The sequence below is a fragment of the Streptomyces sp. NPDC002994 genome (assembly GCF_040611155.1).
In the GTDB taxonomy this organism is placed as follows: domain Bacteria; phylum Actinomycetota; class Actinomycetes; order Streptomycetales; family Streptomycetaceae; genus Streptomyces.
On record NZ_JBEXNQ010000003.1, the window covers coordinates 379,649 to 392,463 of the forward strand.

General features: G+C 70.9%; 13 protein-coding genes and 1 pseudogene. 9 read left to right on the forward strand and 5 right to left on the reverse strand.

All coding sequences use genetic code 11. The features are described from left to right. Positions 1–3: 3 nt before the first annotated feature. A complete protein-coding gene (locus ABZX79_RS05475) occupies positions 4–1,545 on the reverse strand; it encodes an ATP-dependent DNA ligase (protein ID WP_355251950.1) in 1,542 nt (513 codons plus the stop codon). Between the two features lie 58 nt (positions 1,546–1,603). Here ABZX79_RS05475 and ABZX79_RS05480 point away from each other — a divergent pair, with 58 nt between their 5' ends. Both ABZX79_RS05480 and ABZX79_RS05485 read left to right on the forward strand, forming a co-directional pair. Beyond that, positions 1,604–2,071: an SRPBCC family protein gene (locus ABZX79_RS05480; protein WP_355251953.1), complete on the forward strand. Its 468-nt coding sequence runs from the start codon at positions 1,604–1,606 to the stop codon at positions 2,069–2,071. A gap of 52 nt (positions 2,072–2,123) precedes the next feature. Then, the gene (locus tag ABZX79_RS05485) at positions 2,124–2,894 is read left to right on the forward strand and encodes a PepSY domain-containing protein (protein ID WP_355251956.1); all 771 of its coding nucleotides are present in this window, start codon (positions 2,124–2,126) and stop codon (positions 2,892–2,894) included. Between the two features lie 42 nt (positions 2,895–2,936). Here the strand turns inward: ABZX79_RS05485 and ABZX79_RS05490 are convergent, their stop codons facing one another. Further along, on the reverse strand, positions 2,937–4,565 hold the full coding sequence (locus ABZX79_RS05490) for an acyl-CoA synthetase (RefSeq protein WP_355251959.1): 1,629 nt from the start codon (positions 4,563–4,565) through the stop codon (positions 2,937–2,939). A gap of 161 nt (positions 4,566–4,726) precedes the next feature. Here ABZX79_RS05490 and ABZX79_RS05495 point away from each other — a divergent pair, with 161 nt between their 5' ends. From ABZX79_RS05495 to ABZX79_RS05515, 5 genes are all read left to right on the forward strand, one after another. Further along, positions 4,727–5,533, forward strand: coding sequence for a crotonase/enoyl-CoA hydratase family protein (locus ABZX79_RS05495; protein WP_355251962.1), 807 nt, complete (start codon positions 4,727–4,729; stop codon positions 5,531–5,533). Positions 5,534–5,580: 47 nt separating this feature from the next. Further along, entirely contained in the window at positions 5,581–6,540 is a 960-nt protein-coding gene (locus ABZX79_RS05500; RefSeq protein ID WP_355251965.1) for an OB-fold domain-containing protein, read from the forward strand. 8 nt (positions 6,541–6,548) lie between these two features. Beyond that, positions 6,549–7,589: a thiolase domain-containing protein gene (locus ABZX79_RS05505; RefSeq protein WP_355252028.1), complete on the forward strand. Its 1,041-nt coding sequence runs from the start codon at positions 6,549–6,551 to the stop codon at positions 7,587–7,589. Further along, positions 7,589–8,755: a thiolase domain-containing protein gene (locus tag ABZX79_RS05510; RefSeq protein ID WP_355251968.1), complete on the forward strand. Its 1,167-nt coding sequence runs from the start codon at positions 7,589–7,591 to the stop codon at positions 8,753–8,755. The genes ABZX79_RS05505 and ABZX79_RS05510 overlap by 1 nt, the downstream gene beginning before the upstream one ends. 107 nt (positions 8,756–8,862) lie before the next feature. Then, positions 8,863–9,105: a DUF397 domain-containing protein gene (locus tag ABZX79_RS05515; RefSeq protein WP_355251971.1), complete on the forward strand. Its 243-nt coding sequence runs from the start codon at positions 8,863–8,865 to the stop codon at positions 9,103–9,105. Here the strand turns inward: ABZX79_RS05515 and ABZX79_RS05520 are convergent. Next, positions 9,031–9,663, reverse strand: coding sequence for a hypothetical protein (locus ABZX79_RS05520; RefSeq protein WP_355251974.1), 633 nt, complete (start codon positions 9,661–9,663; stop codon positions 9,031–9,033). The two genes, ABZX79_RS05515 and ABZX79_RS05520, sit on opposite strands and share 75 nt — an antisense overlap. Next, positions 9,660–10,034, reverse strand: coding sequence for a PadR family transcriptional regulator (locus tag ABZX79_RS05525; protein ID WP_355251977.1), 375 nt, complete (start codon positions 10,032–10,034; stop codon positions 9,660–9,662). The genes ABZX79_RS05520 and ABZX79_RS05525 overlap by 4 nt, the downstream gene beginning before the upstream one ends. 90 nt (positions 10,035–10,124) lie before the next feature. Here ABZX79_RS05525 and ABZX79_RS05530 point away from each other — a divergent pair, with 90 nt between their 5' ends. Next, the gene (locus tag ABZX79_RS05530) at positions 10,125–10,625 is read left to right on the forward strand and encodes a hypothetical protein (RefSeq protein WP_214972705.1); all 501 of its coding nucleotides are present in this window, start codon (positions 10,125–10,127) and stop codon (positions 10,623–10,625) included. A gap of 34 nt (positions 10,626–10,659) precedes the next feature. Further along, complete coding sequence (lepB, locus tag ABZX79_RS05535) at positions 10,660–11,391, forward strand: signal peptidase I (RefSeq protein ID WP_355252031.1); 732 nt, start codon at positions 10,660–10,662, stop codon at positions 11,389–11,391. A 79-nt stretch (positions 11,392–11,470) separates the two neighbouring features. On the opposite strand, the pseudogene ABZX79_RS05540 reads toward lepB, so the two are convergent. Continuing rightward, a pseudogene (locus ABZX79_RS05540) lies at positions 11,471–12,688 on the reverse strand (germacradienol/geosmin synthase); the annotation flags it as partial. Between the last annotated feature and the right edge of the window lie 127 nt (positions 12,689–12,815).

Below are 12,815 nucleotides of genomic sequence, written 5' to 3' on the forward strand. Positions count from 1 at the left end.
CGTTCAGTCCTGGGCCCGCACAGGACCCGTCGCCAGGACGGTCTCGACCGTGTCCGCCTCGGCGGCCGGCTTGTCCTCGCGGTAGCGCACCACACGCGCGAAACGCAGTGTCACGCCCTCCGGGTAGCGCGTGGACCGCTGAAGCCCGTCGTACGCGATCTCGACGACGAGTTCCGGACGTACGGTCACCACCTGGCCGCTGTCGCCGGTCGCCAGCTCCAGCAGCCGCTCCGTCTGCCAGTCGAGCATCGCGTCGGTGAGTCCCTTGAAGGTCTTCCCGAGCATGGCGAACGTACCGTCGGGCCGCCGGGCGCCCAGATGCAGGTTGGAGAGCTTGCCGGTCCGCCGGCCGTGCCCCCATTCGGCGGCCAGAACCACCAGATCAAGGGTGTGTACGGGCTTCACCTTGAGCCACGACGTACCGCGCCGCCCGGCCTGGTACGGCGCGTCCAGCGCCTTGAGCACCACCCCTTCGTGGCCGCGCTCCAACGTCTGCGCCAGGAAGTCCTCGGCCTGCGGCGCGTCGTCGGGGCCGGTCACCACCGTCCGGCGTACGCGCATCGGCCCGGGCACCAGCCGCGCCAGCCGCTCGTACCTGTCCGCGTAGGGCAGGTCCAGGAGGACTTCACCGTCGAGCGCCAGTACGTCGAAGAAGACGGGGGACAGGGGAAGCGCCTCCCGCGCGGCCGCGACGTCGAGGCGGGAACCGACGCGGCCCGCGATGTCCTGGAACGGTAGCGGCCTTCCCTCCGCGTCGAACGCGATGACCTCGCCGTCGAGAATGAACGGGTCACCGGTCAAGCCGACGGCCACGGAAGTGAGTTCCGGTACGCGGTCGGTGATGTCGTCCAGGGTGCGTGTGAAAACGCGTACCCGGGTGCCGTCGCGGTGCACCTGCACCCGGATGCCGTCCAGCTTCTCCTCCACCGCGCACGGCCCCAGCTTGCCGACCGCCGCGCCGACGCTCTGCCCGGGATGCGCCAGCATCGGCGGCACGGCGCGGCCCACCTGGAGGCTGAACTCCGCGAGCGCCGCGGGCCCTCCCGCCAGCAGCGCCTGACCGACCGCCACCAGCGAACCGCTCAGCATCACCGCCCGCCGCACATCGGCGGCGGGCACCGAAGCCGCCGCGGCCAGCCCTTCCGCCGCCAGCGCGTCCAGCGCCCCTTGCCGCACCTCACCCGTGAGCAGCCCGAACAGGAACTGCTGCTCCTCGTCGGTAGCCGCCCCCATCAGCTCCCGCACCAGCCGCCGCCGCTGCGTCTGCGCACCCGGCCCGGCGACGCCCGCGAACGCGGTCAGCGCCGCGTCCACCTCGCGCACGGTCAGCGTGGGTTCGGCGGCGGGGGTGACGGGCTCCCGCAGCAGGCTCCAGCCGGTTCCGATGCGCCCCTGGGGGAGGCGGCCCGCCAGACAGGGGATCACGATCGGTACGTCGTCGGGCCCGGCGCTGCGGAAGAGTTCCGCCAGCAGCGCGGTCTTGCGCGAGCGCGCGGACGTCGAGGCGATCTCCCGCGAGACCCGGGCGAGTGTGGCCAGCAGCATGCCCCCATCCTGCAACGCTGCCCGCCGTCCCGCTGCCCCTCAGCCCTAAGGTCGGGCTGTGGCCCTCTTCCGTATCGAACGCCGAACACCGCTTTCCGTCGACGAGGCATGGCGGCGCCTGACCGTGTGGGAAGACCACGCCGCCCAGGTCCCGCTCACCCGCATCACCGTCACCACCCCGCCGCCGACGGCCGCGGGGACGGTGTTCGTGGCCCGCACGGGCCTGCGGCGCCTCGGCTTCGACGACCGCATGGAGGTCGTGGCCTGGGATCCGCCGGAGAGAGGCGGTTCTGGGCACTGCCGGCTGGAGAAGCGGGGCGCGGTGGTTCTCGGGTGGGCCGAGATCGACGTACGCCCGGTTCCGGGCGGAGCCGTGGTGGTCTGGACCGAGGACCTGCGGCTGCGGGGGCTCCCCCGGGCGCTCGACGGGGTGATCGAGCGAGCGGGCCGGCTGGTCTTCGGCCGGGTGGTCAAGGGGTTGCTCGGTTGCCGGCCCGGTGCGGCGAACGGCCGTGCGATCGGGTGACTCTTGCGGTCGGACGACATGCGGGGGCGGCCGGGAGGTTAATCGTGCGGTCATGAACCTTCAGCCCATTCATGTGTACCGCGCCGGCACCCCGCGTGCCCGGCGTGTCCGTACTGCCGGCGTCCTGTACGTCGCAGCCGCCACTGCCGCCGCAGCGCTCCTGACTGGCTGCGGGAACAGCGGCGACGACAAGACGGCCCGCGCCGCCGCCGGGCAGCCGGACGTACGGCAGACCCCCTCGCCGAGCCCCACGGGCTCCCCCCGGCTCACCGAGGACCAGGCCGCGCGCAAGGCCCTGGTCCCGACCGCCAAGGTGACGGCCGACAAGGCGGCCGCCACGGCGGTGGGCGAGGTGCCGGACAGCACGCTCCTGTCGATCGAGCTGAAGCGCTCGGCCCGTGGCGCCGACCCCACCGCGAGCCCCACTGGCAGCCCGAGTCCGAGTCCGAGCCCGAGCCCCGGCGCCCGTCGTTCGGTATGGGTCGCGGAGGTCTCCGAGAAGGACGGCACGGAGCACACCGTCCGCATCGACGCCGCGTCCGGTGACGTGATCCGGTCGCGGACGGACGCGGGTCAGGACGCCGACGACAAGGCGGAACGGGCCGAATGGCTCACCAAGATCAAGCAGACTCCGGAGCAGGTGGCCAAGGCCGCCACCGACCGGAAGAAGGGCACGGTCACCTCCATGGAACTGGATGACGCCGACAGCGGTGACGTCATCTGGTCGGTCGAGGTCGTGACCACCAACGACTGGAACAAGACCACGTTCGACATCGACGCGACGACGGGCGAAGTCCTGAGCGAGGACGTCGACCGCGACTGACACGTCGCGTCCCCACCGGACGCGGTGGGCGACCGACAGGCCCTACTGGCCTCCGGAGCCCGCCGCGACCGTACGGGCCCAGCGGTAGTCCGCCTTGCCGCTCGGCGAGCGCTGTATCTCCGGGGTGATCACCATCTGGCGGGGGATCTTGTATCCCGCGAGCCGGGTGCGGCAGTGCGCCTGGATGGCGTCCAGGCCAGGGGCGTCCGCGCCGTCGCGCAGCTGCACCACGGCCGCCACCCGATTGCCCCACTTCTCGTCCGGTACCCCGGCCACCAGCGCGTCGTACACATCCGGATGGGACTTGAGCGCCTGCTCGACCTCCTCCGGGTACACCTTCTCGCCGCCGGTGTTGATGCACTGGGAGCCCCGGCCGAGCACGGTGACGATGCCCTCCTCGTCCACCGTCGCCATGTCGCCCAGCAACACCCACCGCTCGCCGCCCGCCTCGAAGAAGGTCTCGGCGGTCTTCTTCGGGTCGTTGTAGTAGCCCAGCGGGACATGCCCGCGCTGCGCGATCCGGCCCACCTCGCCGGGTGCGGCCGGGGCGTACGTCGCCGGATCGACCACGGCCGTACGGGAGTTGACGCGCAGCCTGAACCCCTTGCCGGGACCCGAGTCGTCCGTCGCCGTGCCGTTGAAGCCGGACTCCGACGACCCGAAGTTGTTCAGCAGCATCACATTCGGCACCAGCGCCTGGAACTGCTCGCGCACCGTCTCCGACAGGATCGCGCCCGACGAGGAGACGCTGAACAGCGAGGAGCAGTCGGTGCCCTTCATCGGGCCGTTCAGTGCGTCGATCAGCGGCCGGAGCATCGCGTCGCCCACCAGCGACACGCTGGTGACCTTCTCCTTCTCGATCGTACGCAGCACCTCCTGCGGCGCGAACCTCCGGTGGATGACCACGCGTTGGCCGAAGAAGAACCCGATGAACGCGGTGAGCGTGGACGTGCCGTGCATCAGCGGGGGAGTGGGGAAGAAAGTGATCCCGTCGCCGCCGGCCGCCACCCGCTCCGCCAGCTCCTGCGGGGACTTCACCGGCTCACCCGTGGGCGCGCCGCCGCCGAGCCCGGCGAAGAACAGGTCCTCCTGGCGCCACATCACCCCCTTCGGCATGCCGGTCGTGCCGCCGGTGTAGATGATGAACTGGTCGTCGGCCGAGCGCGGCCCGAACCCCCGCCCCGCCGCCCCCGACGCCTCGGCCTCCGCGAACGGCACCGGCAGGACCGCGGGTTCCGGAGCGCCGCTGGGGGGCGTACCGACCCGTACGAGATGCCGGAGCTTGTCCGTCTGCGGCAGAGCGGCCGCGACCCGCTCGGTGAACTCGGCGTCGAAGACCAGCGCCACCAGGTCCGCGTCGCGGTAGAGGTAGACCAGCTCCTCCTCGACATAGCGGTAGTTGACGTTCACGGGAACGACGCGCGCCTTCAGGCAGGCCAGCACGGTCTGGAGGTATTCGATGCCGTTGTAGAGGTGCAGCCCCAGGTGCTCGCCCGGCTTCACGCCCGCGTCGATCAGATGGTGGGCGATGCGGTTGGCCGCCGCGTCCAGCTCGGCGTACGTGAGCCTGCGCTCCGCGCCCGTACCGGGATGGTCGGCGTACACGAGCGCCTCACGGTCCGGGACCGCGTCGACGACCGACTCGAACAGGTCGGCAAGGTTGTACTCCACCGTTCCTCCTGACCCAGGCTGCGGGAATTCTCATCAGAGCAAAGGGCGCCACAAGTGGGAAGGGGCTGCACCGAATAAATCTGACTGACTGTCAGAAAGCTATTGAAGTGGGCGCCGCCCTACTGCAACCTGTTCTCGTTCCTGAGACGGGAGGCAGTCAAATGGGTGGTGGTACGGAACACCTCACCGTGCGGCGCGAAGGCGCCACACTGGTGCTCACCTTGAACAGGCCGGAGGCGAAGAACGCGCTGTCGCTGCCGATGCTGGTAGGGCTGTACGACGGCTGGCTCGCCGCCGACGCGGACGACGAGATCCGCTCCGTCGTGCTGACCGGCGCGGGCGGCGACTTCTGTGCCGGTATGGATCTCAAAGCCCTCGCGGGCGACCGGGGGATGGGCGGCGACCAGTACCGCGACCGCATGAAGGCCGACCCCGACCTTCACTGGAAGGCGATGCTGCGCCACCACCGCCCCCGCAAACCGGTCGTCGCCGCCGTCGAGGGGTACTGCGTAGCAGGCGGTACGGAGATCCTCCAGGGCACCGACATCCGCGTCGCCGGTCAAAGCGCCACCTTCGGCCTCTTCGAGGCCAGGCGGGGGCTGTTCCCCATCGGCGGCTCGACCGTACGCCTGCCGCGCCAGATCCCGCGCACGCACGCCCTGGAGATGCTGCTCACCGGCCGCCCATACCCGGCGGCGGAAGCCGAACGCATCGGACTCGTCGGCCATGTCGTCCCCGACGGCACCGCCCTCGACAAGGCCCTCGCCATCGCCGGGCAGATCAACGCCTGTGGCCCGCTCGCCGTCGAGGCAATCAAGGCGTCGGTGTACGAGACGGCGGAAATGACCGAAACCGAAGGCCTGGCAGCCGAACTCAAGCGTGGCTGGCCCATTTTCGACACCGCCGACGCGAAGGAGGGCGCCCGCGCCTTCGCCGAGAAACGCCCGCCCGCCTACCGGCGGGCATGACCGTGTGACCACTGCGTCGGCCAAGCCGCCTGAATGGAGTCTTGCCCATGACTGCCACCCCCTCACCGGAGGTGCTGCGTGCCCCGCTCGTTGTCGAGTTCCCCTTCACCCGCTCCCTTGGGCCCGTACAGAGCGCCTTCCTCACCGGCCTTCGCGAGCGCACCGTCCTCGGCGTGAAGACCGCCGACGGCGGGGTCCTCGTGCCGCCCGTCGAGTACGACCCGGTCACCGCCGAAGAGATCCGCGACCTGGTCGAAGTCGCCCCCACCGGCACCGTCACCACCTGGGCCTGGAACCCGGCCCCGCGCCGCGACCAGCCCCTGCCCACCCCCTTCGCCTGGGTCCTGGTGAAGCTCGACGGCGCCGACACCGCCCTCCTGCACGTCCTCGACGCGCCGGGCCCCGACGCCGTACGCACCGGCATGCGCGTCCGCATCCGCTGGGCCGGCGAACGCACGGGCGCCATCACCGACATCGCCTGCTTCGAGCCGTACGAGAGCGAGAACAGCGGGCCGGCGGCCCCGCACGACGGCAGCTTCGCCGACCCCGTCACCGGCATCACCGCCCCCGCCCGCCTCGACTACACGTACAGCCCCGGCCGCGCCCCCACCGACTACATCAACGCGCTCGCCGAGCAGCGCACCGTCGGCGAGCGCTGCCCCTCCTGCCGCAAGGTGTACGTCCCGCCCCGCGGAGCCTGCCCCACCTGCGGCATCGCGACCGCCGAGCGGGTCGAGGTCGGCCCCCGCGGCACCGTCACCACCTTCTGCATCGTCAACATCAAGGCCCGCAATCTCGACATCGAAGTCCCGTACGTCTACGGGCACATCGCACTCGACGGCGCCGACCTGGCCCTGCACGGCCGGATCGGCGGCCTCCCGTACGACCAGGTGCGGATGGGGCTGCGCGTCGAGCCGGTGTGGACCGAGGGCGGCCGCTATCCCGACCACTACCGGCCCACCGGCGAACCGGACGCCGACTACGACGCGTACAAGGAGCTGATCTGATGCGCGGGATGCGTGAGATCGCGATCGTGGCCTTCGCGCAGACCGATCACCTCCGCCGCACCGACGAGCTCTCCGAAGTGGAGATGCTGATGCCGGTGCTGCACGAGGTGCTCGGGCGGACCGGACTGAAGACCAGCGACATCGACTTCACCTGCTCCGGATCGAGCGACTACCTCGCGGGCCGCGCCTTCTCCTTCACCATGGCCCTCGACGGTGTGGGCGCCTGGCCGCCGATCTCCGAGTCCCACGTGGAGATGGACGGCGCCTGGGCGCTCTACGAGGCCTGGGTCAAGCTCCTGACCGGCGAGGCCGACACCGCGCTCGTCTACGCGTACGGCAAGTCGTCGCCCGGCGAGCTGCGCGACGTACTCACCCGCCAGCTCGACCCGTACTACGTCGCCCCCCTCTGGCCGGACTCCGTGTCTCTGGCCGCGCTCCAGGCGCAGGCGCTGATCGACGTGGGCGACACCGACGAGCCCGCCCTCGCGGCGGTCGCGGCCCGCAGCCGTACCGCCGCCGCGACCAATCCGCACGCCCAGCTCAGGGGAGCCGTCCCCGCCGGCGACTACCTCGTACAGCCGCTGCGTACGGGCGACTGCCCGCCCATCGGCGACGGCGCGGCCGCGGTGATCCTGGCGGCGGGCGACACCGCGCGCCGACTGTGCGAGCGACCCGCCTGGATCCGCGGCATGGACCACCGCATCGAAGCGCACAGCCTGGGCGTACGCGACCTCACCGACTCCCCGTCGGCCCGGCAGGCAGCCGAGCGGGCCGGGGCCTTCGAAAGGCCCGTCGACACCGCCGAGCTGCACGCGCCCTTCACCTCGCAGGAGGTCGTCCTGCGCAAGGCCCTGCGCCTCGGCGGTGACGTCGACGTCAACCCGTCCGGCGGGGCGCTCGCCGCCAACCCCGTCATGGCGGCCGGACTCATCAGGCTCGGCGAGGCGGCGGCCCGTATCCACCGGGGCGAGTCCGGCCGGGCGCTCGCGCACGCCACCTCAGGGCCCTGCCTGCAACAGAACCTCGTCGCCGTCCTGGAGGGGGAATGATGACCAAGGAGCCCGTCGCCGTCGTAGGCATCGGCCAAACGAAGCACGTAGCCGCCCGCCGCGACGTCTCCATCGCCGGTCTCGTGCGCGAAGCCGCCCAGCGGGCCCTGGACGACGCCCAGTTGACGTGGGCGGACATCGACGCCGTCGTCATCGGCAAGGCCCCCGACTTCTTCGAGGGCGTGATGATGCCGGAGCTCTACCTCGCCGACGCGCTGGGCGCCGTCGGCAAGCCCATGCTCCGCGTCCACACGGCGGGCTCCGTCGGCGGGTCCACCGCGCTGGTCGCCGCCAACCTGATCGCCGCCCGCGTCCACGGCACGGTCCTCACCCTCGCCTTCGAAAAACAGTCCGAGTCCAACGCGATGTGGGGCCTGTCCCTGCCCGTCCCGTTCCAGCAGCCCCTGCTCGCCGGGGCCGGCGGCTTCTTCGCGCCGCACATACGGGCGTACATGCGCCGCAGCGGCGCACCCGACACCGTGGGCTCCGTCGTCGCGTACAAGGACCGCCGCAACGCCCTCAAGAACCCCTACGCCCACCTCCACGAGCCCGACATCACCCTTGAGAAGGTCCAGGCCTCGCCGATGCTCTGGGACCCCGTCCGCTACTCCGAGACGTGCCCCTCCTCCGACGGCGCGTGCGCGATGATCCTCACCGGGCGGGCCGGCGCCGCCCGCGCGCCGCACCCGCCCGCCTGGGTGCACGGCGGCGCGATGCGCAGCGAACCCACCCTCTTCGCCGGCAAGGACTTCGTCTCCCCGCAGGCGGGCAAGGACTGCGCCGCCGACGTCTACCGCCAGGCGGGCATCACCGATCCGCGCCGGGAGATCGACGCCGTCGAGATGTACGTGCCCTTCTCCTGGTACGAGCCGATGTGGCTGGAGAACCTGGGCTTCGCCGCCGAGGGGGAGGGCTGGAAGCTCACCGAGTCCGGCGTCACGGAACTCGACGGCGACCTGCCCGTGAACCCGTCCGGCGGTGTCCTGTCCACCAACCCCATCGGCGCCTCCGGCATGATCCGCTTCGCCGAGGCCGCCCTCCAGGTGCGCGGGCAGGCCGGTGAGCACCAGGTCGACGGCGCCCGCAGGGCCCTGGGCCATGCCTATGGGGGCGGCGCCCAGTTCTTCTCCATGTGGCTGGTCGGCGCCGAACCGCCCGCTTCCTGAGGGGCCCCGCCCGGCGGACGGGCCACGGCAGTGCTGACGTGGCCTGTCCACTCCCGGAGTCGATGGCTAGGCTGACCGGCGGACGACGAACCGGGAGGAGCAGGGACGTGGCCGAGAGCATCACTGCGCAGCGTGTTACGGGCTGGGACAAGCCGGAGCAGCTGGACCTGAGCAAAGCGGACTGGCAGTCGGGCAGTCAGGGGGCGGGCGACCTTCAGATCGCGTTCGTCGAGGGATTCATCGCGATGCGCAATGCCACTGCCCCCGGCAGCCCGTCACTGATCTTCAACCCGGCCGAGTGGCGAGCCTTCGTCCTGAACGCGCGGGACGGCGCCTTCGATCTGACCTGAGCCCGTTGAGCTCCCCGATGTGGCCCGGTAGTCGGCGACGAAGTACGGCAGGCCGGGAACCATCATCAGCAGAGGGACCCACAGTGGCAGTTCGAAGAGCGGATCGTCACCGGTCAGCCAGGCCGTGAGGAAGGTGGCAGGGAGCCCGATCAGCAGCTGGACGAGCAACAGCTTTCTGAACCCGAGGCTCCCTCGCCGCGTCTCCCAGGTGACCACGACCATCGCGAGCACGGCGCACAGGACGAGGCGGCTCGGGATGACGGGCCGCTCGTACGACCAGTGCAGCAGGTGTGAGAGCAGCAGCATCGGGCCGAAGACGCACGGGATCAGCGCCACCATGCGCAGAGCCCGCTGACGCAGTGGCTTGCGCGCCCGCGCCCACGCGGCGGCGAAGGACTTCACGTCCTCCCCGACGACATCCTTCGCGCCACGCCCGGCCGCCGCGGCGTCGTCCAGGTGAGCGGAGAGCTCGTCGAGCATCTCCCGTACGGAGGCGTCGTCGATGCCGCGGTACTCCCAGTTGCTCTTGCATATGGCCAGTACGTGCTCACGCGTCATGGTGTGTTTCCCCCGGGTCGTTGGTTCAAGGTCCGCCCGACCGCCTCGGAGAAGTGTTGCCAGGCGGCGCGGCCGACGGTCAGTTCGGCCCGCCCCTCGTCGGTCAGCCGGTAGTACTTGCGCGGCGCGCCGCCGGTGGCCGAAGGGGCGCGGAAGGTTTCCACGAGACCCGCTCGTTCCATCCGGGCCAGCAGCGGATAGATGCTGCCTTCGCTGACCAGGTCGAGCCCGGTCGCGGCGAGAGCCTCGACGAACTCATAGCCGTAACGCGGCCGCTCGGCGATCAGCGCGAGCAGGCACAGGTCGAGGACGCCACGCAGAAGCTGACTGCGCCGCTGGTCACCTGCGGCGGCGGGCGGCTTCTCTGTCATGCGGTACAAGATAGTTGGCGCTGTCTTGCGGCGCAAGACACTGCCGTGCCCCGACGCCGGAAGGGCCCCCGGGCCACGTACCATGGCGACATGTCCTTCCTCCGCCGCCGCCCCTCCGCCACGCCCGCGGGCCCGGAATTCGATGTCCTGGCCATGGACCCGGGCGACTGGCCGGGCAACCTCGGAGCGGGCCTGCTGCCCGCGCCCGACGGCAGCTGCCAAGGTGTCTTCCTGCGCTACGACCTGTTCGGCGGCCGGGGCCCCGCGATGATCATCGGCAACCTGCCGGAGGGCTCGCCCGCCAGGGAGCTCGAGGAGGGCCAGGTGCCCTTCGAGGTGGCGCAGCTGCTCGTGGCGCTCGAGAACGACGAGCCCGTCGAGGTGACCGGCAGCGAGGACATGCCGGTCATGCAAGGTGACAATCTGCTCATCGTGCGCCGTATCAAACTCTCCGAAACCCGCATCTCCTGCGTACAGTTCGACCGCAGCGACAATGTGCTCGTCACCATCGCCAGCTGGGACCGGCCGATCACCGACGACCTGTACGCGCTGCTGAAGCCCTTGCCCGCGGAGCTGTTCCAGCAGGGCTGAGGACCCTGTGAGGCGAGGAGTGGTTGTGGGAGATGTGTCGGTCGGGGCACCGGACGCGCAGGAAACCCAACAAACCCAGCATCCGAAGGTGAAGAAGCCGCGCCCCTTCTGGAAGGAGTTCCCGCTCCTCGTCGTGATCGCGCTGCTGCTGGCCCTGCTGATAAAGACATTTCTGCTGCAGGCGTTCTCGATCCCCTCGGACTCCATGCAGAACACCCTCCTCAAGGGTGACCGCGTCCTCGTCGACAAGCTGACCCCGTGGTTCGGCTCCGAGCCGGAGCGCGGTGAGGTCGTCGTCTTCCACGACCCGGGCGAATGGCTGAAGAACGAGCCGACTCCGCGGACGAACGCCTTCCAGGACGCGCTCAGCTTCATCGGGCTGATGCCGTCCGCCGAGGAGAAGGACCTGATCAAGCGGGTCGTCGGAGTCGGTGGCGACACGGTGGAGTGCGAGGGCACGGGCCCGCTGAAGGTCAACGGCAAGGCGCTCGACGAGCCGTACGTCTTCCCGGGGAACACGGCGTGCAGCACGGACGACGACGGTCAGTTCAAGGTCACGGTGCCCGCCGGCCACATCTGGGTGATGGGCGACCACCGGCAGGCCTCCGGCGACTCCCGCTACCACCAGCACGAGCCCGGCGCCGGCATGGTGCCGGTGGACGACGTGGTGGGGCGCGCGGTGGTGGTCGCCTGGCCGCTCGACCGACTGGACAACCTGCCGGTGCCCGGCACCTTCGGTCAGACGGGCATCGACGCGCGAGACTGACCGCGCCTCAGCCTTCCGACGCCTGGCGGTGAACAGGCCGTACGCAGCGGCCTGTTCACCGGCGACCGGCCGGTCGGAGCTACGCGTGCGCCAGGGCCGGCCTGCCCAGCAGGGTGACGATCTGTGCGGCCGAAGTTCCCAGCCCCGTAGGGCCGCTCAGCTGCCACGGGGCGCCGCTCGTGCCGCCGGTGCCGCCCCGCAGGTCCTCGTCGTGGTAACGGACGCATTCGTGGTGCCAGTTCAGGATTCCGGCCATCCAGTCCTGAAGCTCGCGCACATAGCCGTCGAGTACGTCGCGTGCCTCGGCGTCCAGCGCGAAGTCGTCGTAGAGGACGGGCAGTTCGACCTTGATGACATGCTGGAACTGCTGCATCCGCCCCTTCATCAGCTCGTGCACCATGTCGACCCCGGTCGGGTAGTCCACCCCGAAGAAGTTCTGCACGACCAGGACGGCGTTGTGCACCTCGCCCTCGTACTCGATCTCCTTCTGGTACGAGAAAAGATCGTTGAACAGCATGGCGTAGTCGACGGCGGAGTTCTCCAGCGAGCGGATGGGGCCGCTCCGGTAGATCTCGTCGGGCACCCGGTCCCCGTGCGACAACCGGCACAGCCGCATCGTCATGTCCGCGCCGAAGGTGAACCGCCGCATCTCGATGTAGTCCACCGGGTCGGGGATGCGGTGCAGCGCCTGATTGGCCAGCTCCCACTCCCAGCTCGCGATCATGTCCTCGACGGACTTGCGGAACGTACGCCGCGAAGCCTCGTCCATCGGCCCCGCCGTCCGCTGCCACAGGTCGGCCAGCCCCCGCTCCATCGCGTCGGACGGCTCCGGCGTGGGCTCCCCGTCCAGTGGCATGAAGAGCCTCAGCCGCTCATTGGCCGCGTGTGCCCCGGCCAGGTCGCGGGTGCGCCCGTAGATCACGGGGTACAGGTCGTCACCGTACGTTCCCCAGGTCAGCCAGTTCGACGACAGATCCAGTTCCTCCGGCGTCGCTTCCGGATGGAGGCCCGCCGAGCAGAGCGGCAGGTCGATGTTGCGGGCCCGCCGCTCGTCCCAGACGTGCGACGCCGGCCGCCCCGGCAGCGGCTCCAGCATGCCCATCCGCCGCGCCCAGGCGATGTTCCGGTCCCGCGTGCCCGGCAGATGCGGACTGAGCTGGAGCGCGTACGGAAAGTCCAGATCGGGAACGATGGACGGACCGACGTGCTGGTACGGCACATGGGTATGCCGACGCCAGCGCGCCGCCTCGGCCCGCGGCGTGAAGTGGATCGTCGCCGCCGCCATGCCCCAGGCGCTCTCGCCGGGCGCGGCCGGGGGGGGGGGGGGGGGGGCCCCCCCCCCCCCCCCCCCCCCCCGGGGGGGGGGGCGCGGGGGGAGAGGGGGCACAGGGCCCCCCCCCCCCCCGCGCGGCACCCCCCCCCCG